General features: G+C 70.0%; 16 protein-coding genes. 6 read left to right on the top strand and 10 right to left on the bottom strand.

The window, feature by feature from the left end:
* Positions 1-42: 42 nt before the first annotated feature.
* Positions 43-2112, bottom strand: a complete 2070-nt coding sequence (locus LXT21_RS21250; protein WP_254039972.1) for a transthyretin-like family protein — start codon at positions 2110-2112, stop codon at positions 43-45.
* A gap of 202 nt (positions 2113-2314) precedes the next feature.
* Here LXT21_RS21250 and LXT21_RS21245 point away from each other — a divergent pair, with 202 nt between their 5' ends.
* The 4 genes from LXT21_RS21245 (at position 2315) to mxcH (ending at position 9612) form a co-directional block, all read left to right on the top strand.
* Entirely contained in the window at positions 2315-4345 is a 2031-nt protein-coding gene (locus LXT21_RS21245; RefSeq protein WP_254039971.1) for a lipoxygenase family protein, read from the top strand.
* A 15-nt stretch (positions 4346-4360) separates the two neighbouring features.
* Positions 4361-5806 carry a cytochrome P450 gene (locus LXT21_RS21240; RefSeq protein WP_254039970.1) on the top strand — a complete coding sequence of 482 codons (1446 nt, stop codon included), beginning with the start codon at positions 4361-4363 and terminating at the stop codon, positions 5804-5806.
* Positions 5803-6654: a fatty acid desaturase family protein gene (locus LXT21_RS21235; protein WP_254039969.1), complete on the top strand. Its 852-nt coding sequence runs from the start codon at positions 5803-5805 to the stop codon at positions 6652-6654. Before LXT21_RS21240 ends, LXT21_RS21235 begins: the two co-directional genes overlap by 4 nt.
* Before the next feature lie 225 nt (positions 6655-6879).
* Complete coding sequence (gene mxcH, locus LXT21_RS21230) at positions 6880-9612, top strand: TonB-dependent siderophore myxochelin receptor MxcH (RefSeq protein WP_254039968.1); 2733 nt, start codon at positions 6880-6882, stop codon at positions 9610-9612.
* A gap of 54 nt (positions 9613-9666) precedes the next feature.
* Here the strand turns inward: mxcH and LXT21_RS21225 are convergent, their stop codons facing one another.
* The 9 genes from LXT21_RS21225 to LXT21_RS21185 form a co-directional block, all read right to left on the bottom strand.
* Positions 9667-10893, bottom strand: coding sequence for an MxcI (locus LXT21_RS21225; protein WP_254039967.1), 1227 nt, complete (start codon positions 10891-10893; stop codon positions 9667-9669).
* A 36-nt stretch (positions 10894-10929) separates the two neighbouring features.
* On the bottom strand, positions 10930-12480 hold the full coding sequence (locus tag LXT21_RS21220) for a PepSY-associated TM helix domain-containing protein (RefSeq protein WP_254039966.1): 1551 nt from the start codon (positions 12478-12480) through the stop codon (positions 10930-10932).
* Positions 12477-12734 carry a hypothetical protein gene (locus LXT21_RS21215; protein ID WP_254039965.1) on the bottom strand — a complete coding sequence of 86 codons (258 nt, stop codon included), beginning with the start codon at positions 12732-12734 and terminating at the stop codon, positions 12477-12479. The genes LXT21_RS21220 and LXT21_RS21215 overlap by 4 nt, the downstream gene beginning before the upstream one ends.
* A 2-nt stretch (positions 12735-12736) precedes the next feature.
* A complete protein-coding gene (locus LXT21_RS21210; RefSeq protein WP_254039964.1) occupies positions 12737-13039 on the bottom strand; it encodes a DUF3325 family protein in 303 nt (100 codons plus the stop codon).
* Between the two features lie 122 nt (positions 13040-13161).
* Entirely contained in the window at positions 13162-13839 is a 678-nt protein-coding gene (locus LXT21_RS45410) for an immunity 52 family protein (RefSeq protein ID WP_323394761.1), read from the bottom strand.
* Between the two features lie 69 nt (positions 13840-13908).
* Positions 13909-15192, bottom strand: coding sequence for a DUF2515 family protein (locus tag LXT21_RS21200; protein ID WP_254039963.1), 1284 nt, complete (start codon positions 15190-15192; stop codon positions 13909-13911).
* 94 nt (positions 15193-15286) lie between these two features.
* Complete coding sequence (locus LXT21_RS21195; RefSeq protein ID WP_254039962.1) at positions 15287-17377, bottom strand: FUSC family protein; 2091 nt, start codon at positions 17375-17377, stop codon at positions 15287-15289.
* A gap of 159 nt (positions 17378-17536) precedes the next feature.
* Entirely contained in the window at positions 17537-19444 is a 1908-nt protein-coding gene (locus LXT21_RS21190) for a leucine-rich repeat domain-containing protein (RefSeq protein WP_254039961.1), read from the bottom strand.
* A gap of 96 nt (positions 19445-19540) precedes the next feature.
* Positions 19541-20923, bottom strand: a complete 1383-nt coding sequence (locus tag LXT21_RS21185; protein WP_254039960.1) for an ELWxxDGT repeat protein — start codon at positions 20921-20923, stop codon at positions 19541-19543.
* A 370-nt stretch (positions 20924-21293) separates the two neighbouring features.
* On the opposite strand from LXT21_RS21185, the gene LXT21_RS21180 reads away from it, so the two are divergent.
* On the top strand, positions 21294-22769 hold the full coding sequence (locus tag LXT21_RS21180) for a hypothetical protein (protein WP_254039959.1): 1476 nt from the start codon (positions 21294-21296) through the stop codon (positions 22767-22769).
* 451 nt (positions 22770-23220) lie between these two features.
* A complete protein-coding gene (locus LXT21_RS21175) occupies positions 23221-24750 on the top strand; it encodes a phage tail sheath family protein (protein ID WP_254039958.1) in 1530 nt (509 codons plus the stop codon).
* The last annotated feature ends 12 nt before the right edge of the window (positions 24751-24762 follow it).

Here is a 24762-nt window from a genome sequence, read left to right as displayed (position 1 = left end):
CCTACACCACCTGGAGGACGGCCGTGGACGCCACCTGCCCGCTCAGATGTTGATGCGGGAGCTGACGGTGCGGATGTCCAGGCCCAGCGCGGCGAACTCGGCGGCGTGCGCGCGCAACAGCTCCACGAAGCGCGGGTGCACGTCCGCCTCCTCGTTCGCCAGCAGGTAGCCGTAGCTCGTCCTGGACAACATCCACGAAATCCACAGCATCTCCGTGGCCTCCTCCGGAGGCGGCGCCACGTCATGGTCCGCCTCCGTCGACAGCGCGCCGTCCTTGCCCCAGCGCAGCCCCAGGCACGCGTAGAGCACCTCGCCCGCGTCGTCCCACTGCAGGTTGTTGGCCCACGCGTGGCGGAAGGTCGCGAAGAAGATGACGTAGCGGCACAGCTGCTGGAGCGCCTCCCACTCCCCGGGTTGGGGCGTGTCCGCGCACGTCACCGGGCTGACCGCCTTCGCCGCGGACTGGGAGACCTTCGCGTCCAGGTCCATGCGCTCGGAGCGCACGAACCACGGTGCGGGCTTGCCCGGCACCATCGCGCGCAGATAGCGGCACACGAAGGCGGGGGCCGCGTGCGCCACCAGGTCGTCCGAGAAGCGCCGCACCTCGAGCCACTCGGCCGCGAGCGCCTGGGCGTGCTCCGCGAAGAACGTGCTCACGTGCTCGCCCAACAAGCGCCAGAACAGGTTCGCCGCGCGGGCGTAGCGGTGCGACTCGCAGATGGGCGGCGCGGGCGTGAAGCCCTTCCAGTCATAGCTGCCCATCAGGTGGAGCAGCCGCGCCTCCACGCTCCGCTCGGTGAGCGCGCTGGCGCGGGTGATGTAGCCCCGGGGCCCCACGAGGAAGCCGCTGGCGGAGTGGTTGATGAGCACCACCTCGCGCAGGTGCGGCATCAAGAGCCAGCGCAACGGACTGCGCCGCAGGTTGCGATGCGCGGCGATGGCGTACTGCTCCACGTTGAAGTGGCACTGGCCCAGGTGGTTGCCCAGCTCCGTCTCCAGCGTCGCGCTCACCCGCGCCATCCGCTTGGCGGCCTCCCAGCCCTGGCCATCCGCGGGCGTGTAGCTCCGACGCGTCACCGGCGCTCCGGCCTGCTTCACGCCCGGCTCGCGCAGGCCCAGGATGATGCGCGTGGGCAGGAGCCGCCCCTCCGTCAATCGCAGACGCACATCCACGTCCGGCAGACAGTGGTCGCCATCCTGCTCGTACGCATTCCATGGGAAGTACAGCCGGAAGGCCGCCGTGTCCCCCGGCGCCTCCGGGTCTCCATCCATGAGCGTGGAGAACATGCCGTTGAGCAATCGCTCACCGAAGAAGGCATCCGTGCGCGTGGAGCCCGGTGACTCGCGCTCCATCCGCACCGTCATCGCCTCCGGGTAGTCCGCCTGAATCCTGTCCAACCCCGGCGCCTGTCCCAGCTTCCCCTGCAACAGGTGGCGCCGCTTGACGAGCTCGATGGGCGCCACCGCCTTCAACATCGCCAGCGCGCGGCCCGGCGCGTACGCCGTGGGAGGCGTGCCCTCCTCCGTGACGAGCAGGCGCGCCAGCGGCGTGGAGGTGTCGTATTCCCAGTACGGCAGCTTCAGCGTGCCGAAGTCGTGGTGGAGCCCGCCATGGTCATCCGGCCCCTTCTCCGAGCCGATGCGCCGCCACGTCTCCACCACCTGGCCGTCCGGACGGAAGCTGTGCTGGGGCTCGAAGAAGCGCACCTCCAGGTCCGGCAGGTCGCCTTCGCCCGCGTCGGCCGGGTCATAACGCACACGGAAATACCCCTCCGGGTCCGTGAAGCCCTCGCCCAGGAAGTCATCCGGCGAGCCGAAGTCCCGGTCCCACAACTCCACCTTGATGTGGTGCAAGGCCCTGGGGCCACCGGGCCCCTCCTGCTCGAAGACCAGACGTCCCACCGCCACCGCTGGCAGCGTGGCCGAATCCCTTTGCGGACGCCTCGCGCGCACGCGCGGCCCCAGCTCCCGGCTGATGGCCAGACGCTCCTCGAGCGCCAGCCCCGCGTACCACCGGGACAACTCCTGTGCGTCGAGCACCTCGTTGCTTGCGCTCTCGCGTCCTTTGAACCCGAGAGAACCCATCCATCGGCGCAGTGCCGCGAACATCATCCCCGTCCCCATGTCGCGGGCCCATCCGGCCACACGTCTGTCATCAGCCAAACCCCTCCCGGGGTCGCTCGCACTCACGCTCGCCGGAAAACCCAGGCATCCGTGTGGTGCGCGACGCCGGTTTCCTTCTCCAGGGAGGGTACCACCGCTTGAGCTCTAGCTTTCCACGGCCTACGGTCCTGGCGGCTCCATAGAGGATTTCATGACTGTCGAGTACAAGCTCAGGATTCGCACGAGCGCGAAGCTCGGTGCGGGAACGGATGCGAACATCTCCGTCGTCCTGGTGGGCACGCGAGGCGAGAGCGGCCCGCACCTGCTGGACAAGCCCTTCCACAACGACTTCGAGGCGGGCTCGGACGAGGTCTATCCCGTGCAGTCGGCGGACGACGTGGGGGAGCTCTTGCTCCTGCGGTTCGGCAACACGGGCGGCGTGGCGGCGGACTGGCTCCTGGACCAGGCGTGGGTGACGGCCGGGGAGAAGCAGTGGAGCTTCCCGCTCTTCCGCTGGGTGCGGGGCGGCGCCACGGTGGACGTGCTCGAGGGCACCGCGAAGCTCGCGCGGCATGCGGGCTGTGAGCGGGAGAGCACAGCGAGACGCGAGCTGCTGGAGGCGCGACGGCGCATGTACCCGTGGCGTCCGGCGGAGGCGACCGAGGGGCTCCCGGGCGCGCTCGACCTCAGCGAGGCGCGGCCGTTGCCGAAGGACGAGCTGTACCGGGGGCTGACGGAGGGCAGCTACGAGGTGGTCATCGCCAAGACGCTGGCGTCCATCAAGCTGCACCTGCCCCTGCTGTCCAAGGCGTGGAACGGGCTGGTGGACATCTTCGACTTCTTCAAGGGCCTGGAGGTGCCCAGGCTCGCGCCGCGCTGGCAGGACGACCTGGAGTTCGCGCGTCAGGCCGTCCAGGGCATCAACCCGCTCCACATCACCCTCATCCCCAGCCTGCCGCAGGGCATGCCGCTGACGGACGAGGACGTGAAGGGCATCCTGGCCCCCGACACCACGCTGGCCCGGGCGCTGGATGCCAAGCGCATCTTCCTGCTCGACTTCGGCATCCTCGAGGACATCCCGATGTACCGGAAGGTCGGCGAGGACGGCCTCGAGGAGCGCCGGTGGGCCCCCGCGGCGCGCTGCCTGTTGTACCTGGATGGACTGAACCAGCTCAGGCCCCTGGCCATCCAGTTGGGACGCGACGCGGGGAAGGACCCCGTGTTCACGCCGAACGACGACACGTACGACTGGCTCGCCGCGAAGATCTACCTGCGCTGCAGCGAGGGCAACACGCACCAGATGGTGGCGCACGCGTTGCGCACGCACTTCGTGGCGGAGCCCTTCGTGATGGCGACGATGCGCAACCTCCCGGACCCGCACCCCGTCTACAAGCTGCTGCGCCGGCACTTCCGTTACACGCTCGCCATCAACGAGGGCGCGCGCAAGGGACTGCTCGCCGCGGGCGGGGTGTTCGACGACTTCATCGCCACGGGTGGACCCGACAAGGGACACCTCCAGCTGGGCAAGAAGGGCTACCAGCGCTGGAAGCTCACGGACAACCAGCCCCGGCAGGACTTCGAGCGGCGGGGCGTGCTGGACCCCGCGGTGCTCCCCTACTACCCCTACCGCGACGACGCGCTGCCCTTGTGGGATGCTCTCGAGGAATACGTCGGTGGGGTCCTGCGGTACTTCTACCCGACCGACGCCGACCTCGAGGGCGACACCGAGATGCAGCACTGGTGGAAGGACCTCACCGAGCACGGGCTGCCGGTGGACAAGCTGCCGTGCCGGGAGCTGTCGCGTGTCGACGACCTGGTCGACATCCTCACCACCGTCGTCTTCACCGTCAGCGTGCAGCACGCCGCGGTGAACTACCTGCAATACGAGCACTACGCCTTCGTACCCAACGCGCCCCTGTGCATGCGCAGGGAGCCGCCCCGGCGGAAGGGGACGCTCTGCGCCGAGGACCTCCCCGAGATGATTCCCTCCAAGTCCCAGACACTCTGGCAGGTCGCCATCGGCCGGGCGCTGTCCAGCTTCGGTGACGACGAGGAGTACCTGCTCAACGAGGGCGGCTGGCGCGAGGAGTACTTCCAGGAGCCCGGGCCGCGGGCCCTGCGCGAGCGGTTCGAGCAGCGGCTGCGCGCCCAGCGCGACGAGGTGGCGGCGCGCAACGCGGGCGCCCAGGTGCCCTACACCGTGCTGAGCCCCGACCGGATTCCCTGCGGCATCACCGTCTGACCCCTGGAGACGCGCGTGCCCAACCTGCTCTCCCGAGGCCTCTTCAACCTGTTCTTCGGCGGCCGCCGCGCGCCCCTGGCGAGCCTGCCCGGGCCGACGCCGGGCCTGCTGGGCAACCTGGGTGACTTCCTCGGCACCCAACCCTGGGACGTCTGCGCCCGCTACGCGCGGGAGTACGGCCCCGTCACGGTGGCGTGGCTGGGGCCCTCCCCCGCGCTCGTGCTCAACGACGCGGACGTCATCCACGAGGTGCTGGAGACGCGGCGGCTGGAGTTCGAGAAGGGCAACATCGGCGAGCAGATCCGCCACTCCGTCACGGACGACACGCCCTTCATCGCGGAGCAGGGGGACGACTGGTCGCGCAAGCGCGCCATGGACCCGCTGGCGCAGCCCTGGACGCCCGCGTGGCAGGCGGCCCAGGTGGAGCCGCTGCGCCGGGCGCTGCTCGAGTCCGTGGAGGCCGTGTTCGCGCACCCGTCCGTCGACCTGACGCCCACGCTGCGCAAGATGACGTTCGACGCGTTCTGCGTGGTGACGGTGGGCGAGAAGCTCCCGGCGTCGTCCTACGACGACTTCATGCTCCTGGCGGCGGGCGCGGACGCGCGCATCCAGGCGAAGCTGCCGCTGCGGTTCGTGTCCGCCCCCAAGGGCTTCGAGGCCGCGAAGGAGCGCTTCTACGGCGTCTTCGCCCGCAAGATTCACGAGGCGCGCCAGGCGCGCTCCTCCACCGCCGTGGACCTGATGTCGTGGACCCTGCGGGAGATGCCCCGACTCGACGACCAGGTGCACGCCCACCTGCTCGGCGGGTTCTTCTTCGGGGGTGTGTTCTCCTCGAGCACGACGCTCGTGGGTGCCTTCCATCAACTCAACAAGTACCCCGCCACCCTGGAACGGCTGGCGCTGGAGTCCGACGCGCTGGCGCGAGGGCCCTTGAGCCTGTCGCGGCTGGTGGCCGAGGCCCCGTGGGGCGAGGCCGTGGCGTACGAGACCCTGCGCCTCCTCCCCGCGGTGCGCGTCTTCATGCGCCGCTCGCCGCTCGCGCCCTCCCGGTTGGCCGGCGTCACGCTGGCGCCAGGCACCACGCTCATGGTGTCCAACCAGCACCTGCACCGCGACCCGAGCCACTGGACGAGCCCCGAGACGTTCGACCCGGAGCGTTGGCTCAACGGGGGCGCGGCGAGAGACCCGCTCGGCAGCGGGCACTTCTTCCCCTTCGGCCGGGGCCCCCGGGCCTGCGTGGCCGGAGACTTCGCCATGGTGTACCTGCGCACGGCGCTGGCCACCTTGAGCGCCCGTGCGCGCATCCTCGTCGACTCGACGGAGCCCTTCGAGGAAGGTTTCTTCTTCGGCGTGGTGCGTCCCCAGGGCGTCACGGGCAGAATCACCCCGCGCGAGCAGCGGTCCACCCTTCACCCTCCTTCCCTGGAAGCCCCCCTCCCCCCGGCAGTGGAATCCGCATGACCTTGTTCCGACATCCCCGAGACCGCATCCCCGTTCTGCTGTTCACCCTGATGTTCGCCCTGGACCTGACGGTCTTCTTCACGGCGACGAGCTGGTGGCTGCCCATCCTCTGGCTCGGCCTCGGAATCATCCCCAAGGGGTGGATCAGCGCCTGGAACCACCACCACCAGCACGTGACGATGTTCCGCCACGCGCTCCCCAACCGGCTCCTGGAAATCATGTTCGGCTTCCAGACGGGCGTGACGTCCCACGCGTGGTTCCTGCATCACGTGGTGGGCCACCACCGCAACTACCTGGACCAGACCAAGGACGAGGCCGGGTGGAAGCGCGCCGACGGCACCACCATGGGCGAGATGGAGTTCTCCGTCCTCAACTGGCTCATGGCGTATCCGCGCGCATACCGCGTGGGCCTGTCCCACCCGAAGGCGCTGCGCGTGTTCCTGGGCATGGGCGCGCTGCAGGTGGCGCTGCTGGGCGTGCTGTTCTGGCACAACTGGTACAACGCCCTCTTCGTGTTCCTGCTGCCGATGGCGGCGTCGCTCTACGTCACCGTCTGGGCCACCTACTTCCACCACGTGGGGCTGGACGTCACGGAGCACTCGCAGGCCTCGTACAACATCCTCCACAAGGGCTACAACCTGATGACCGGCAACCTGGGCTACCACACCGCGCACCACACCAAGCACGGGTTGCACTGGTCCCAGCTGCCCGAGCTCCACGCGCAGCTCGCCAAGGACATCCCGGCCACGCTCTACCGCCAGCCGGGCATCCCGTTCGTGTGGAGCGGCACCGAGGCGAAGATCGACCCGGCGGAGTCGGAGTCGTCCCTGGGCGCCATCGCCCAGTGACGTGCCGGTCCTCGGGCGAGCACCCGAGCCCCCCAGCGCCCGCTCCCTCGACCGGGGGCGGGCGTTTCCATGTGAGGGGTCCGGCATCGCGACGGCTTGCGGCTGCCGCGCCCGGGGCTTCTGCCTGGGCCGCCGCGCACCTTGACCGCCCCACCCCATATCCCTGATACCGGCTCCGGCGCTCTTTGAGATTGCGTCGCAGAACCAACTTGTCCGGGATTGCGGATGTTCTTGCCGGTCACCCCTCTCGCGCTGTTGCTCTCGGTGGCCACCCCGCCCCCGGCCTCTCCTGCCTCGTCGGAACAGGTGCCCGCGGGTGCCCAGGCGCCCACGGCGCCGGAGGGTGGGGCATCCGGCATCGCGGCGCCCGAGGCCCACACGGCTCACGGCCTCGGCGCTGGTGCCGCGACGTCCAGGGACCACGGGCCAGGCGCTGGTGCCTCGACGTCCAAGGACCACGGGCCAGGCGCCGGTGCCTCAACGCCCGAGCCCGGCGCCGCCAGCCCCCCGCCGACCAGCGCGGCCGACGCGCCGTCGCCCCAGGCGGCGCCCACGAACGAGGAGGTCCAGGTCCCCCGCCGCATCGACAGCGTGGTGGTGCCCTATCCCGAGGCGGAGCAGGCGGCCCGGCGCGAGGGGGAGGTGGTGCTGCGGCTGACGCTGGATGAAACGGGCGTCGTCACCGACTCCGAGGTCGTCCGCTCGGCGGGCCCCGCCTTCGACGAGGCCGTGCGCACCGCGAGCCTCTCCTTCCGCTTCGAGCCCGCGCGCGTGCGTGGCGAGCCCGTGGCCTGCCAGATTGAGCTGGTCCACACCTTCCAGCTCGACGCGCCGCCGCAGCAGCCCGTGGCCAGCCCGGAGGCGCCGACGGAGGAGCCCGCCGCGACGCCGGAGGCCACCGCCACCGCGCCCGAGGAGAAGAAGCTGGAGACCACCGTGTCCGGACGCTCGGACGCGGAGAAGCAGCGTCAATCCGCCGAGGCCGTGAAGGTCGTGAGCGTGCAGCGCGCCCGCGCCCGCTCGGTGGACATGGGACAGGTGCTGGCCGCGCAGGAGGGCGTCGAGGTGCGCCGCACGGGCGGGCTCGGCAGCTCCGCCTCCTTCACGCTCAACGGCCTCACCGACGACCAGGTCCGCTTCTTCCTCGACGGCGTGCCGCTGGACCTCTCCGGCTTTCCGTTCGGCATCGCCAACGTGCCCGTCAACCTGGTGGACTCCCTCCAGCTCTACCGGGGCGTCGTCCCCATCCGCTACGGCGCGGACGCGCTGGGCGGCGCGGTGAACCTCACCTCCACGCCGTTGGAGGTCGGCGCACACGGCGCGGTGTCCCTGCAGGGCGGCGCCTTCGGGACGTTCCGTCTCACGCTGGGCGGCGGCTACAAGCCCGCGCCGACGGGCTTCTACGCCCGCGCGCACTTCTTCGCCGACACCACGAAGAACAACTACGCCATCGACGTCGAGGCCGCGGATGACCGGGGCAACCTCCGCCCCGTCACCATCAAGCGCTTCCATGACGGCTACAGCGCGCTCGGCGGCGGCGTCGAGGTGGGCTTCACCGAGCTGTCCTGGGCGGACCGCGTCGTCCTGCGCGCCTTCGGCTCCCGCAACGACAAGGAGCTGCAGCACAACATGGTGATGGCCGCGCCGTACGGTGAGGCGACGTACGACGCCGACTCCCTGGGCGCGCAGCTGCTCTACGCGAAGACGCTCTCGCCCGCCGTGCGCCTGGACGCGCTGGCGGGCTATGCGTGGCAGGCCACCCGCCTGGTCGACGTCGCCGAGTGGGGTTACGACTGGTTCGGCAACCGCACCTTCCCCCGCCAGCTCCCGGGCGAGATTGGCGGCGGCGCCATCGACCAGACCGTCTGGCAGCAGACGGCCTACAGCCGCGTCAACCTGGGCTGGGACGTGGCGCCTTCGCACACGCTGCGGCTCGCGCTCGCGCCCACCGTCACGACGCGCACGGGCGAGGAGCGGCGCCGGGCCAGCCCCAGCGACCTGGACAGCCTGGCGCCCCGACGCACCCAGCTCACCTTCGTCACGGGGCTCGAGTACCAGGTCGACCTGCTCGACGACGCGCTGGAGGTCATCGTCTTCGGCAAGGACTACGTCTACCAGGGACGCGCCCGGCAGCCCCTGGCCGTGGGCGGCTGGCAGGACAAGGACAAGCGCCTGCACCAGCTGGGCGGTGGCGCGTCGATGCGCCTGCGCCTGGGCACCCCGCTCTACCTCAAGGCGAGCTACGAGCGCGCCACCCGGCTGCCGCGCGCGGACGAGGTCTTCGGCAACGGCGTGCTCGTGCTCGAGAACCTGGACCTGGAGCCCGAGCACAGCCACAACCTCAACCTGAGCCTGTCCACCGTGCCGCTGCGCACGCGCGCGGGCAGCTTCCGGGGCGAGGTCAACGGCTTCGCGCGCTTCGCCGACAACCTCATCCTGCTCACCGGGAGGGACCGCGACTGGAGCTACCAGAACGTGTACGGCGCCCGCATCCTCGGCGTCGAGCTGTCCGCGGGCTGGACGTCACCGGGCGGCCTCTTCAGCGTGGACGCCAACGCCACCGCGCAGGACCCGCGCAACGCGTCCAGCCAGGGGACGTTCGGCGACTTCGACGGCCGGCGCCTGCCGAACAGGCCCTGGCTCTTCGCCAACGCCACGGCCCGCATGTCGCTGCGCGGGCTGGCGCTCGCGGAGGACGAGCTGTCGCCCTTCTGGAGCACGCGCTACGTGCACGGCTTCTTCCGCAACTGGGAGGGCCTGGGGGCGGTGTCCACGAAGGACAACCTCGACGCGCAGTTCGTCCAGGCGGCGGGCGTCGGCTACCGCGTGCGTCGGGGCGAGCTCACCGTGGGGCTGACGGCGGAGCTGGAGAACCTCACCGACGCGAAGGTGTTCGACTACTACGGCGTCGAGCGTCCCGGCCGCGCGGGCTGGCTCAAGGGCACGCTCGAGTACTGAGGGAGCCCCCCCTCGCGCCCGGCATGAACCCGGGCGCGAGGAGGAAGCGACGCTTCAGCGCACCTGGAGGAACTGGTACGCCCAGCCCTGCACCTCGAAGCGCTTCACCGGGGTGCCGCTGACGCCCAGCTCCCAGATGGCCGTGCGGGCGTAGTCGGCGGTGGGCAGCAGCAGGAAGGTGCGGCCCTCGAGGGTGAAGGCGTAGTAGCCGCCCGCGATGAAGCCCAGCTCGTCGATGGGCGCCGCGGAGTTGGTCGCCAGGTTCACGCGCCAGAGCTTCCAGTGCAGGCCGCCGGAGATGACGGTGGGCGCCGTCGTCGGGGTGATGTCCACGTTCTCGTCGTGGAAGACGGCGACCACGCCCACGTCGTTGCCCAGGTAGCGGAACGCCGCCGTCTGACGGCCGCCCACCAGCGAGGACAGCGAGCGCGTCCACGCGGTGTCGATCTCCGTCTCACCCGCCTTGATGCGCACCACGCACGTGTCGGGCGCGCCTTCCTTGAGCAGGGGGGCCGCGCTGCTGAACACCCAGTTGCTGAAGTAGAGGTTGCCGGCCTCGTCCTGCGTCGCCACGTCGAGCCCCGGGCAGGGCGCGTCCAGGAGCTTCACCAGGCTGTCGTTCGTCTTCGAGTAGACGGCGATCTGCGAGGTGGGCAGGAAGTCGAAGTAGTTGCCGTCGGTCCAGTAGAACGCCTGGAACACGTCGTTGCCACGCGTGACGCGGGCGCGGTCGAAGCCCGTCTTCACCACCAGGCCCTCGCGCTCACGCACCAGGCCCGGCGCCTCGGCGGTGCCGGAGATCTGCATCGTCGTGGGGTTCCACACCACGCGGCGCGACTCCTCCAGCGACATGTACGCGCGCGTCGAGTCGACGAACTGATTCAGGTAGAGCGGCGCCGAGGCCGTGAAGCCATAGTTGGCGAAGCTGATGCGGCCCGCGGCCACCAGCGAGCCGTCATCGCCCACGGTGTAGCGGGAGATCTCCGGCTTCTCGCCGTCGCCGACGAAGAGCTGGCCCTCGACGGCGCCGATGGTGGCGTAGCCGGAGTGCTCGCTGGCCTTGGTGAGGTCCAGGCTGGTGACGTCCAGCGAGTCGAAGAGGCTCACGTACGTGACGGCGCCGCCCGTCTGGGAGACGGTCGTGGCCAGGCTGTAGGCGGGCTTCTCCGTGGGCGTCGGGTCCGGCTTCTTCTCGTCGTCGTCACCGCAGCCCACCAGGGTGGTGGAGAGCAGCAGCGAGGTGGCGGCGGAAGCCGTGGCGAAACGGCGGAACGGACTCATGGGGGCAACTCCATCTTCAGGGGGGAGGGGTGAAGCTCAGGTCGGCACGGGGGCGGGGGCCTCCGGGTCGACCGGTACAGTGGAGGGAAGGACCGGGGGGCGCTGGAGGCGGCGGATGACGCCCGCGGCCCCCACGAGCACCAGGACCAGGGCGAACAGACCCAGCTCCGTCGCCAGCAGGTGCGAGGAGCCGGAGGCGAAGGGCAGCCGCCCGGTCCGCGCCGCGTCGACGAGGGGCACGAGGAACAGCAGCACGCTCGCGCCCCAGAGCAGCCGGCGCGCGTGCCTCGCGGGCGAGGCGTCCAGCCAGGCGCCGCCGATGGACAGGGCCCAGGTGGCGAGGAACACGGTGTGCTCCCAGAAGGGCCGCTGGGGCAGCTGCGCGGGCAACAGCTGGTTGGCCATGAACACGCCGCCCACCGCGAGCGCGAGCCCCGCGCAGAAGCCCGAGGTGAGCTTCGCGAGCACCGTGTCGAAGCGGCTCTGCCCCTTCGCGCGCCGGCGCTCCAGCCACAGCAGGTTGCCCGCGAGGATGCCGAACGCGGAGACGAAGGCCAGCAGGGCGTAGAGCACCTTGGCGGGGAAGCTGGCCCAGGTGGCGAAGTGCAGGCCATACAGCGGGTCCATCACCCGCGAGAACACCGTCCCGCCGCCCGTCTCACGGGCCCACAGCAGCTCCCCCGTGCGAGACACCCGCACGTGGGTGAAGGCATGGAGCGTGCCCTCGCGCTCCCCTGGCAGGTGGACGGTGCCGTTCTCGTCCCCCAGGTGGTCGAAGAAGAAGTGGCTGTGTTCGGATTGAGGGAAGCGCTGCTTCGCCATCGCCAGCGCGTGCGCCAGGTCCGGCGCGCCGGCGTCGCGTCCCGCGGCGGCGGGCGCCGAGGGCCAGTCCACGATGCGCTCATGCGCCTTCGGGTCGCCATTCAGCGACGTCTTCACCACGGCGGGGTCGAACCAGTCGTCCAGCCAGAGGATGCCGCCGGTCAACGCGAAGACGAGCAGGAAGGGCGCGGTGATGACGCCAATCACCTTGTGCGCGTCGGACCAGATGACCCGCCGCGAGGCCTTGGGGCGGAACTGCACGAGCTCGCGCACCATGCGGCCCAGTTGGAGCAGCAGCCCGGTGCCGATGAGCAGCACCAGCACCCCGGAGGCGATGCCCGTCAGGTGCGCGCCGCCGGGGATGGGCTCCAGGAAGTGCATCGCGTTGAGGAACTCGCCCAGGTCACTGCGCTCTCCGAGCTGACGCCCGGACACCGGGTCCACCCAGAGCGGCTTGATGGCCCCGTCCGGAGTCATGCGCCAAAGCCGCAGCCAGGGCTCCTCGGACGTGGGCAGGGAGATGCCGAACCAGACCGGGTGCGCCGCGGTCTCCGCCTCGGCCAGTTGCTGCGCGAGCTCCACGGCTCGCGCCTCCGACACGGCCACGGGCGCTCGGAACGTGGGCTCCTGCCAGGGGGACAGCTCCTCCGCGAACAGCGCGAACGCGCCCAGGAAGAACGTCACGAACAGAACCAGCGACGACAACACGCCCGCCCAGGCGTGCGCGTCCCAGAGGATCTCGTAGGCGCGAGGCGACAGCTTCACGTGAGCACCAACACGAGCGACGACAGCGCACAGACCAGCGCGCAGCCACCCCACGCGCGCGCGCCGCTTCGGGAGAGCAACGCCAGACACACGCCAGTGGCCACCGCGGGGAGGACGATGAGCAGCGCGAGCAACAACCGGACATCCCCCGCCACGGGCAACACCGCGGGCAGCGCCAGGCTCACCAGCACGGCCGAGGCGGGGGCGGCGGTGAGGGCGGCGCAGATGCGCGCGGCTCCGTGCTGATGCGCCATCCTCAGGCGCCTCCCAGCCACAGGCCCGCGAGCCCCAGCGCGCACACCGGCCACACGAAGCGCGTCGCCCGGGGCCACAGCGGCACCACCAGCGCCAGCACCGGCGTCACCAGCATGGCCAGCACCACCGCGCACGTCAGCCCCACGCCCCACCCCTGCGCCCGCACCGCGAACACCACCGACGCCGCCACGCACAGCGCGCCCAGCGCCCTGACCCATCCTCGGTGACGATTCAGTCCGTCCGGAAGCGCGACGCCACGGAGCACGGCGAGGCCCAGCACCATCAGCAGGGTCGATGTCGCCATGTCCTCCTCGGGGGGCTCGCGGAAACTTGAGAATGATTCGCAGTTGCGAATCGCGCGCAGTTCAACTTCACCCGTGAAGGGATGTCAAGGCGCGTCGGGGAGCGGTCCTGGAGGGTCTCGGTCTATGCCTGGAACACTGGTTTCCAGCGCCCCGGATTGGAGTCCGGACGCATGGAATCCAGGGTCATCCGGGCAGCGGAGCAGGCGAGCCTGTCCCCCAGGTCCAGGGTGACACTGGCGACCTGCAGGCGCTGCCGCGAAGCGCTGCGACGTCGCGAGGGTTGGGCTTGGAGCGGCTTCAACAGGCCCGCCTCGTCGAGCAACTCACGCACCCGCTCGGCCAGCGCCACGTGCTCCGGATTGCGGACCGTGAAGCGCTCGGGCGTGAGGACGATGAGGGTTCCCTTGTCGTCCACCGGCTCGACGCGCACGGGCGCTGGGAGTGGCGGCACGGCGCCTCCGCGGCGAGACAGGTACATGATCCACCCCACGAATGTTCCCGCCTTCGGGGTCGTCGTCACCGAATCCCTGTGGCTGGAGGACGTGGCGATGGCCCCAGCGTCACGTCCTTCGCCAGCAGTGTCTTCAGGAGCCGGGAGGCATGCCTGGGCGTCAGCGAACTCCCCGCGACCGGCAGCGCGCCCCTCGCACCAGGGCGGAACCCTCACGAGCCTCCCGCCACGCGTCTCCCACCACCCCAGCACGTTGCTGGAGTGTGCGCCCCCGCGAGAGAACGCGTCGCCCCCGGCACAGCCCGTGACGACGAGGACGACGCCAAGGAGCCAAGGACCCGGACGCATTCCACACCTCCACGCCCTCCAAGACGGAAGGCCCGCGGCGGGAATGCTGTCATTGGACGCTGACGCGCGTCAGGGCGCGTTGAAGAGGCTCGGGTCGCTCTGGCGGGAGCGGAACAGGTCGACGATGTAGTTCATGCGCTGGTCGAACTTCGACCAGTCATTGGCCGACGAGCCCTTGAGGGAGTTGGGCGTCTTGTCGTACTGGCCCAGCAGCCGGTTGAGCTCCCCGCTCTCAATCGTACGCAGGTGCTCGGGGAAGGCGCCCTGGTTGCCCGGGGTGATGTCGTCGCCCAGGCTGAGCGAGCCATTGGGCAGGCCAATCTTCATCATGTGCTCGGTCGCGAACTGGCGGAACTGACCGGCCAGCGCATCCACCACGCCGTCGAGGGCCTTGTCCACCAGGCCCGTCGCCTCCGCACCCTTGTAGGCGAGGTTGCCGGGGAACGGCAGCGCGTTGCCGAAGCCATCCACGATGCCCTCGGCGATGGGGCGGAAGGTCTCCTTGAGCGGCGCGTTGAGCGCGCGGTCCACCTCGCCCTGGATGAGCGACTGCTCGTGCACGCCCACCCGGTTGTTGGCGGCCAGCATCAGCTCCGCCTTCTTGTTCGGGTCGCTCTCGAACATCGCCTTGGCGTAGTCGGAGAAGGCCGCCTTGAGGTTCTCCTTCCCGGGCGGGAAGTCCGCCAGGTACTTCTCCACCTTGGCCGCGTCGTACTTCGTGTCGCCCTTGAAGGTCTCCGTGAAGCGCTGGAACTCCGGGGCGATGTCCTGGAACAGCTTCTTGTTGCCGTCCGCGATGGCGTCACTGACGCGGTTGAGCGCGTCCCGGATGGGGACCTTCAGCCCCTCCACCAACAGCGGCGCCACCGGACTGAGCACCGACAGCGCGCCGGCCGTCAGGCCACTGGCCCAGGCGTTGCTATTCTTGAGCTGGTCCATGAAGACCTTGGGCAGGTCCTCCTGGCGGATGCTCACCCCGGCCTGCTTGGAAGCCCAGACACCGAAGGTGGCCCAGTTGGCGTTCTCCTTGCCGAGCAGCCCCGCCATGTCATTGGACAGCTGGTAATAGCCATCCGTGATGGCCTTGTTGCGCGCCACCGGGTCCGTCATGTTGGAGATGGCCTGGATGTCCAGCCGGCCGCCCTTGGGGGGCGTCGCGGGGCTCTCGGCCAACGTCACCTGGGGATTCAACTCCAGGCGCGGCTTCGCCCCCGGCTTCTCGAACAGGGAGTCGTCTCGCAGCAGGCGGTTCGGCGTGGCCGGCTTCGCCTGAGCGGGAGTCTTCTCCGGCGGCGGCTCGGGCGGACGGACGACGGGCTGGCGACGACGGTTCAGTTCGTTGATGGGGCTCATGCATGGATTATCGGAAGTCGCGAATCCGGGTTGCCCATGAACCGTCTTTCACGACCCACCACCACAATGACTAGCGGAAAGCCCTGACACGGAATCAGCCGACCGTGAGCTTCTCCACCGCGCCGTGGAGGATTTCCAGCTGGCGCGGCACCCGCTCCACCAGCTTCCCCGACACCGGGTCATTCGCGATGCGGCGCAGAGGCAGCTCGGGCATCGGCGGGGGCGTCTCGCCCTTGCGCAGCGAGTCCGCCAGCGCATCCAGCGTGCCGCTCGCCTTGTGCGCGACCACGTCCAGCACCTCCGAGGAGGCAATCACGCCCTTCTGCTCCCCCAGCGCCGTCACCGAGGCTGCCAGCCTGCGCGAGTACGTCAACAACGCCATGGCGGGCTCCAGCCGGTGCGCGGGGCCCCGATACTCGGCCATCAGCCGCTCGAAGGACGCCTCCGCGTCGAGCAGCGCCAGGCCCAAGTCCCTGCGCGCCGCGCTCACCCGGGGCTCGCGTCCATCCCGGCTCGCCGCCACCTGGCGGAAGTAGTTCCCATCCGCGAGCAGCACCGTCGCCGCCGCGTCCGGGAAGCGCCGCCGCTCCGGGTAGGGCCACAACAGCCACACCCCCGCCAAGGCCAGCACACACGCCAGCAGCACGCCCAGGGCCCGGTTCTCCGCCACCGTCCAGTCCCCCGCGCTCAGCGTCGCCAGCAGGAGGAAGTCCGGGGTGAGCAGAATCTGGAAGGCGCCGAAGTTGAGGGGCAGCAACGACACGGAGGTCGCCGTCAGCACGCCAATCACCACGATGAGCACCAGCGGCGAGCCCACCCGCGTGGCAATCACCGCCGCGAGCGTCCCCCCCAGCAGCGTGCCCGTGACGCGCTGGAGCGCGCGCTCCTCCGTGTTCGCCGAGTAGGGCTGCAGGATTCCGATGGTGGAGAGCACCACCCAGTACGCCTCCCCCAACCCCAACGCGCGCGTGAGCACCAGCGCCACCGCGGCCACCGTCCCCGCGCGCAGCGCATGGCGCAGCACCACCGAGCGCGAGTGCAGGTTCGCGCGCAAGGGCTGCAGCAGCGGCCGGCGCGCGTCGGAGGGGAGCAACGCCTGGGCGTTCTCCAGCGACACCGGGTCCCCACGCCGCATGGCCATGGCCGCCCGCTGCGCCGCCACGCAATGGCCGCGCAGGCGCGTGAGCAACTCCGTCACCGAGACGGGGACCACCCGCAGCCAGGAGCCGTGTCGCCCCAGTTCCTCGCCGTTGGTGGGGAACAAGGGCCAGTAGACGGCCGCCGCCTCCGGGGAGAGCGACACCGTGGCCACCCGCTCCGAGAGGTCCGCGGACCAATCACACACCCGCGCCACCTCCTCGCGCACCGGACCGAGCCCGCGCTCGGGGCTGGCCACCTCCATCGCCTGCTCCAGGGCGAACAGCACACCGAGCAGCTGCTCGCTCAGCTCCAACAGCACCAGCAGGTGCTCGCCGCGCAGCGTCTCGTCCGCGCGCCCCACCCGCGTGGTCGCCAGCGTCTGGCGCGCCTTCTCGATTTTCGCGCGCAGGGGCAGATGCCGCGCCGTCGCCACCGCCCACGTCTCCGCCGAGGCGCCCTCACGCGACAGCGTCGCCAGGTCCCTCGCGCCCGCCGCCAGCGACAGGTACACGTCCGCGATGGCCCGGCGCGAGGGGCGATAGGGATGCACCGGCCAGAGCACCAGCGACTGGAGCATCGCCCAGCCTCCGCCCAACAGCAGCGCGCCTCCGCGCGTCAGCGCCGCGTCCACCTCCACCGCGTGCGCCCCCAGCGACGCCACGAAGATGACCGCGAGCTTCTCCCCCACCGAGCCCGCCGTGTCGCCGTAGCACCGCGCGAAGGTCATCACGAAGACGCCCACCAGTATCAACGTGGCATCCAGCCACAGCCGCCCTCCCGCCAGCGCCGCGACGGTGCCCACCAGCGCGCCGAGCATCGCCACGGCCCCCATCACCCTCGCCCGCCCCCGGTACGCGCCGCCCGGGTTCGCCAGCGTCACGAGCAATCCCGTGAGCCCCGTCCATCCAGCGTCCTTGAAGCCCAGCAGCGTGGCGAGCGAGTACGGAATCGTGACGGCCAGCGCCGCGCGAATCCCCAACGCCCAGGCGGGTCGGCCCGGCTGGAGACGAAAGAATCTCCGGAGGTGACGCCACAGACGGTGCATCCCCACGACCTCCCCAGTCAGCGGTGAATGTCCTCATGTGGTCATGACTCGCCGCGTCGGTAAGCGTCGCGGGCTCACCGAGACGCTCGGCAGGCGGCAGGCGCCCGGGATGCCCAGGGGCGACCTCATGCCTCCTCGTACGCCGTCTCGGAAGGCGCCTCAGTACCCCACGTGCAGGCGCCCTGGGGGCAGCGCGGCCTCCAGTCGGCGCACCTCGGACTCGGGCGCCTTGTCCATGCCCAGCTTGAACTGCTTGAGGCGGGCGAGCGGCGACAGGTCCTCCGGCAGCTGGCTCAGCTCGCCTTGCAGGAACCCGGCGTGGGTGAGCTTGGGCATGCGGCCCATGCCCTCGACCAGGGCCCGCAGCTTCTCCGGCGGCGTGTTGAAGAAGCGCCACCACCAGAGCTTCTTGAGCTTCGGCAGCCGGGTGAGCACCTCGGGGAAGGTCTCCAGCCCCTTCGCGTCGAGGTACAGCTCCTCCAGCGACTCCAGTCCGGCGAACGACTCCGGCAGGCGCGTGAGGTTCTTGCAGTAGCGCAGGCTCAGCTTCTTGAGGGCGGACAGCTGGCCCAGCTCCTCGGGAAGGGACGTCACCGGCAGGTCCTCGAGGCTGAGCGAGCGCAGCGCCTTGAGCTCACCGATGCGCGGTGGCACGGCCTCGATGGGGTTGAAGTCCAGCGTGAGCCCCTCGAGCGTGGCGAGGGAGAAGACCTCGTCGGGAATCACCTTCAGCTTCTTCTGCGCGAGCGAGAGCCTGGGAGCCTTCTCCCCGCGCGCCACCTTCTCCCGCGCGGCCGCGAGCGCCTTCTCCACCGGGCCGAGCTTCGTGTCCGCCAGCACGGGCTTGCCCGCGCGCAACATCGCCCGCAGGCCCCGGGTGTCCAGCGTGGAGTCGGTGACGTTGCCGTCGTCATCCTCGTCCTCGCCGGTCCACGCGCCCGGCAGCAGCGCTTCATGCGGCTCCAGTCGCTTGCGCGGCTCGCCCTTGCCCGTGAGCTTGCTTCCGACGAGGACCTCCACGTCGAGCGCGCCCTCCGCGCGGAGGTGGTGGTGCTGCTCGACGAGCGCCCTCGCCTTCAGCCCTCCGCCGACACAGAAGACATCGTCCCCGAGCGAGTCGCCGAAGAGCAGTCCGCGAATCCGCGCGTCCCCCGCGACGAACATGGCTGACACCGTGGCGACGTTCTCCACGTCCAGGCTCCCGAGCACGACCAGGAGCGTGTGGTCCGCCTGGTGCCCGTCCGTCAGCAGCCCCGCGAGCCGGACATCGCCGGAGACCACCAGCGGCCTGGGGCCGACGTCCAGCGCGTCCGCCACCAGGTCGCCCTCGTGGAAGAGGACCGTGTCCTCGGTCAGGTCCTTCCAGTAGGCGGACAGACGCTCACGCCACGCGGGCGTCGCCACCGCCTCCACCCTCGACCAGACCTCCTTCGCGGAGGTCTGCTTCCCCCACTGCGTCACCGTCGTCTGCGTCGTCATGGACCCGTGGTGCTCCTGCTTCGTCGGATGCGGGGTCCTGGCTACCACGAGTGATGCCAGGGCGCAGCGCGCCTTTCGGTGGCGAGCGCGGAGGTGTCTCAGTCGGGGGGACGAGATGAGCGGCGGCAGGCTCCGCGGCTTGAAGGGCTGAAAACCGGTGAGAACGCCCGCGAACAGGATGGCGGCCCCGGCGATGGCACTGCCACCTCCGAACAGCTGAAGCAGCCCCATGCCCCCATCGATGACACACAGAATCCAGCCCACCGCGGCGCCGCGTGCCCTGGCCACCAGCAGGGTCAGCGCAATGAAAGGCGACATCAAACACAGGCCGTCCAACAGCATCTCGACAGGGCGGGTCACCCGCTCGAGGAGGATGCTGGCCAGCACCTGGACGGGCGCGGGCGCATCACGCCCCGAGAGGCTCGCGGAGAGCTTCGCCTGCGCCACCACGCGCGGCGATGGGTTGAGGCGGGCCGCCCTGCGTTGGAGCGCGGCCACCCTTGGGGACGGCGCCACGGCGACAGGGCGATAGGAGCCCCTGTCTTTTCGGAGGGGGAGCACCGCGCGGCGCGACTCGAAGCTCTTCATGAAGCACTCCTCGCGTCAGGCCTCGGAGCGTGGCAACCGGCCCCGACAGGGCCCGCGCGTCCGACCTGGCGCGAGGAGTGACTGCGTTTTGTGAGCCTACGGCTGGGATTGCGGCGCGAAGCACGCGTCGTTCAGCTGCGTGGACCAGAGCTGGCCCGCCTCGGTGTCGTCATACGCGCTGAAGTACACCCGCGAGCCCAGCTGGAAGAACTCACGAGGGTAGGACGAGGCCGTGGGCGGCGTGACGCCGACGTCCCGCAGCTTGCGCGTCCCGGACGGCGAGCCGTTGCTCACCCACGGCTCGATGCCACCGCCGTCGGCCTCGTAGGCGCTGAAGAAGACCAGGTCGTCCGACACGGCATACACGGGCGAGGCGTACTCGTCCGAGAGGCTCAGCGGCCGGCGCAGCCGCACCGTTCCCCCAGCGGTGCCGTCCGTCACCCAGAGCTGCGAGTCGCGCGGCGCGGGACCATTGCTGCCGATGATGACGGAGAAGAACAGCTTCGAGCCTCCCGGGGGAATGCTGACGCTGTCGATGACGGGGAACGCCTCGCCCAGCGAGGTGTAGTCATTGGGCAGGCTGACGACAGACATCGGGTTGCCGCCCGCGAGAGGCACCTGGTAGAGGACCATGTACTGCGTCGTCAGGGACGTCGTGGTCACATAGACGGTCGACCCCAGCGCGCCCAGCAGGCGCACGTCCCGGGCGGCGCCGAAGGACGCCAGGCGCAGCGTGCCGCCGGCCGTGCCATCCGTCTTCCACAGCTCCTGGAGCCCGGAGTCCTGACGCAGGAGGAAGAGCGTGAGCCCATCGGTGGTCCGCGCGTCCTTGATGAAGGCATTGGGACCCGACGTGAGCCGCTTGACCTGGACGGTGCCCGCCGACGTGCCATCCGTCTTCCAGAGGCTGGTGGCCCCCGCCAGGTCGCGCACGAAGAAGCGCAGCGTGTCGTTGGCGGCTCCGGACAGGTAGCTCACCTCCGCGTCCGGACCGAAGTCACGCACCCGTGACGTGCCGCCCGCCGAGCCATCCGACGCCCACAGCTCGTACCGGGTGCGCGCGGAGCCCGTCTCGTAGCGCTCCAGGAAGAACACCACCGAGCCGCGGCCCGTGGCCGTCATGTGTGTCGGATACGAGCTGTCCGTGCCCGGCGTCAGGTCCCCCACCATGCGGGTGCCACCCGAGGTGCCATCGCTCACCCACAGCTCCGTGCCATGCGCGACGTCCGCCGCCTGGAAGAACAGCAGGGACGCGGTGGGCGTGAGCCGGTCGAGCGGCGGCGTGAAGTTCCCCTCCGTGGCGGGGAGGCTCTTGATTTCGGTGGTCCCGGCCGCGGTGCCGTTGCTGCGCCACAGCGCCCGCTTGCCATCCTCGTAGTTCACCGCGAAGTGCAGCTGGCCCTTGAAGTTCACGAAGTCATCGGGGCTCGACGCGTAGCGCGGAATCCCGATGTCCGAGGGCGGGAGGATGGTCTTCACACGCTGGGTGGAATCCTCCGTCGGCAGGCAATACGAAGCATCCAACCGCTCCTCTGCCTCCTCGGCGGGGGCTGACACCTCCTCCCCGGGAAGTGCGCCTCCACAACCCGCCCCCATCACCACCAACGACGACACCATCCACCCACCGCGCCACGACATGCTGCCCCCTGCTGAAGAGACTGGGAGGGAGGGTGTGTCGTGTCATTCCCGGTGCAAAGTGCCCCCAAGACCTACCTTGCTCGCCTGCCTGGACCGACAAGGCGTGTGGTGGGACATGTGCACCATTGGGACCTCGTGAGATGTGCCAGGGCGTTCAGCGCGCCCCGAAGGCTCTCTAAGCTCGCGGCTCCTCCCCGGGAGCGTGATGCCCATGAATGTCCACGAGCGGCCGCGCAGCACCATGCATCACGCCGAGGCACGCGAGCCCCGCGCCACCGCTGGCGACAGCCTGGAGTCTGCCTCGGGCGCCCGCCAACACACGCTGCAGCGGATGTTGAACCAGCGGCCCGCGGTCCAGTCACTGCTCCAGCGACAGCGCGACGCGGACCAGGGCTCGCGAGCAAGGAACTCGACCGCGCGGGCCGGCGGCGTCGTCCAGCGCTTCACCGAGGAGGGGGGCTATCGCATCTCCGCGAACCGCGCGTTCGCGCTGCCCTCGGAGAACGAGACGCAGCGGTTCTTCGCCACGCCCGCCCTCATCGAGCGCTCCAACCGCATCCTCGAGGCGATGGGCTCGCGCGTGAGACTCCACGCCGGAGACGACGCCCCTGAAGCGCTTGCGGGAATGAAGGCCGTGACGCCGAGAGCGGTCGACCCCGAGCAGCCCCTCTTGGACGTCAACGAGTGCATCGACGTGGCGGACCGCGTGACGAATTCGGGACAGACGCACGCCCTCTATCAAGGCCCTGATGATGACGCCCCGACCTCGCGGCGGCAGAGCACCTACACCCTCAGCGAGCTCAATGCCATCGCCGGGCAGTTGGCGGACAACGCCGATGTCACGCCCCAGTCCATCATCACCGCGCAGGACGAGCTCACGGAAGAAGACGCGGAGGCCTCGACGTTCCAGTTCAACTTCCGGGATGTCGCGGTCGACACCGACAACAGGCAACAGGCATCCACCGCGCTGGCGCAGGTGATTCCCATCCCACGGCTGCGCATCGCGCTGCTCCGGGAGATCTTCGGAGGCACCTACGAGAAGCAGCCCGTCGTCCAGCAGCAGCTCGCGAACCTGCTCGGTCCGTTCCTGGACGCGCACCTGGAGGACGGGGAGCGGGACGTCGACGAGTGGCAGGAGCTGCTCGAGGCGCACTTCGCCACCGGCCAGCGCCAGGCCCGGGCGGAGGCGACAGACCGCTACCTCCAGCACGACACGGAGCAACTGAGCGCACGAAGCCGTCGGGTGGGCGTCAACGCCTCCGCACGTCCCGAGGTGGGAGAGTCCTACGCCATCGTGGGCACCCGCGAGCGCACTGACGACGAGAGGCTCTGGAGCTTCCACTTCGCGGCGGTCATCGCACGCGATGGTGAGGACAGCCTCACGCTCGAGAACTACAACCGGGAGAAGGGCAGCGAAGGCAACCCGGAGTGGTACTTCGACATGCAGGGCCCCGAGGCCCAGTCCTTCCACGCCAAGCACCGCGCCACCGTCGCGGGCGCGCTCACGCTGCGGATGGGCGCCCCGGCGACCGAGGAGCTCCGAACGCAGACACGGGCCAGGCTGCCCCAGGGCGTCTCCGAGGAGGTCCTCGCGCGAATCGAGCAGGCCCGGACGCGCGCCGGACTCGCCGCCCTCCTCGCGGACGCGACAGGTACAGCGGATTCGGACACCACCGACGCGCAGTAGGAAGACATCCCCACGCGTCGGGCTCCAGCTCGAAACGAGTTTCGAAGGAATTTCCCCGCCGCCGTTCGTACAGCGAGGGTCCTGTGCGAAGCCGTGTAACACACCGCATCCAATGTCTTGGATTGTCCCGGGTCACCCGACCCATGACACATCCAATCACCATAAGTAGAAACCACTACGACGGGCTGAAATGACTTTCCGTCGTGTTTCTGGCAGAGTCTTGAGACGCAGCTGAAAAAGTCAGCACGGATTCCGAGACCAGGGGGGGGTCGCGCGGTTTTCACGCGATAGGAATTGCCACGACGGCATGGATTGCCGCCCTCCTCTCCAGATGAATGTGTCACCCGACGTGCGGGGCGCTCCGTGAGCCAGGGAGCACGCCGCGCGGAGCAGGGCTCTTGCCTCGTGAGTCGGGGCGGAGTCGACGAACCCGCAGAGGGAGGAGTCGTCCATGCCGGCAGCTCTCAGTTATCCGGGCGTCTATATCGAGGAGATTCCCAGTGGGGTCCGCACCATCACCGGGGTGCCCACGTCGATTACCGCCTTCGTCGGACGCGCGCTGCGCGGACCGGTGAACGAGCCGGTGGTCTGCAACGGCTATGGTGACTTCGAGCGGAGCTTCGGAGGTCTGTGGGGGGACGGAGCGATGAGCTTCGCCGTCCGCGACTTCTTCCTCAATGGAGGCGGCCAGGCCGTCGTGGTCCGGCTGGACAATGGCTCGGAGACGGCGGACCTGAGCATCACCACCACCGGGGGCGCCCTGGTGCTCGAGGCCTCGAGCCCCGGCGCCTGGGGCGGCAAGCTCAGCGTGACGGTGGACCACAACACCAAGAAGACCGGCGTGTCGGCCGTCGACGACCTGCTCTTCAATCTGACGGTCACCGACACGGGCACCCAGGTGACGGAGAAGTTCATCAACCTCTCCATCGACGCGGCCAGCGCGCGCTACTACCCGACGGTGCTCGCGCAGGGCTCCACGCTCCTGCGGGTGAGGACCTTGCCCGCCACCGCGGCCCGGCCCCCGGCGGGCACCTCCACGCCCCTCACGGCGGACGCCGGCACCAACGGCAACGCGCTCACGCGCACCCAGTTCACCACCGCCGCGGGCCTGCGCGCCGACAAGAAGGGCCTGTTCGCGCTGGAGAAGGTGGATGTCTTCAACCTGCTGTGCATCGCGCCCCACACGCTGGGCGGCGACATCGAGGCGGACCTGGCCACGGACGCGGCGGCCTACTGCGAGGAGCGCCGCGCCATCTTCATCGCGGACCCGCCGGCGGCCTGGGACAGCGTGGCGGACGCCGTCGCTGGCTTCAACAGCAGCAGCCTGCGCAGCAAGAACGCGGCGCTCTACTTCCCCCGGCTGGTGCAGGCCAACCCCCTGCGGGAGAACCAGCTGGACACCTTCGCGCCCTGCGGCGCGGTGGCGGGCGTCATCGCGCGCACGGACACCCAGCGCGGCGTGTGGAAGGCGCCCGCGGGCCTGGACGCGCTGCTCACCGGCGTGCCCAAGCTGAGCGTGCCGCTCACGGACCAGGAGAACGGCCAGCTCAACCCGCTGGGCGTCAACTGCCTGCGCTCGCTGCCGGCCGCGGGCCGGGTGGTGTGGGGCGCGCGCACCACGCGCGGCAACGACTTGCTCGCCGACGAGTGGAAGTACCTGCCGGTGCGCCGGCTGGCGCTCAACATCGAGGAGAGCCTCTTCCGGGGCATCCAGTGGGTGGTGTTCGAGCCCAACGACGAGCCGTTGTGGGCGCAGATCCGCCTCAACGTGGGCGCCTTCATGCAGAACCTCTTCCGGCAGGGCGCCTTCCAGGGTCAGACGCCGCGCGACGCGTACTTCGTCAAGTGCGACCGGGAGACGACGACGCAGAACGACATCAACCTCGGCGTGGTGAACATCGTCGTGGGCTTCGCGCCGCTCAAGCCGGCCGAGTTCGTGGTCCTCAAGCTCCAGCAGATGGCCGGCCAGGTCGCGGCGTAAAGGGAGACCCAT

Origin of the sequence: Myxococcus guangdongensis (assembly GCF_024198255.1) — a bacterium.
Lineage (GTDB): Bacteria > Myxococcota > Myxococcia > Myxococcales > Myxococcaceae > Myxococcus > Myxococcus guangdongensis.
The sequence above is the reverse complement of the archived record's forward strand: the minus strand, read 5'-3'. Positions and strand labels throughout refer to the sequence as shown.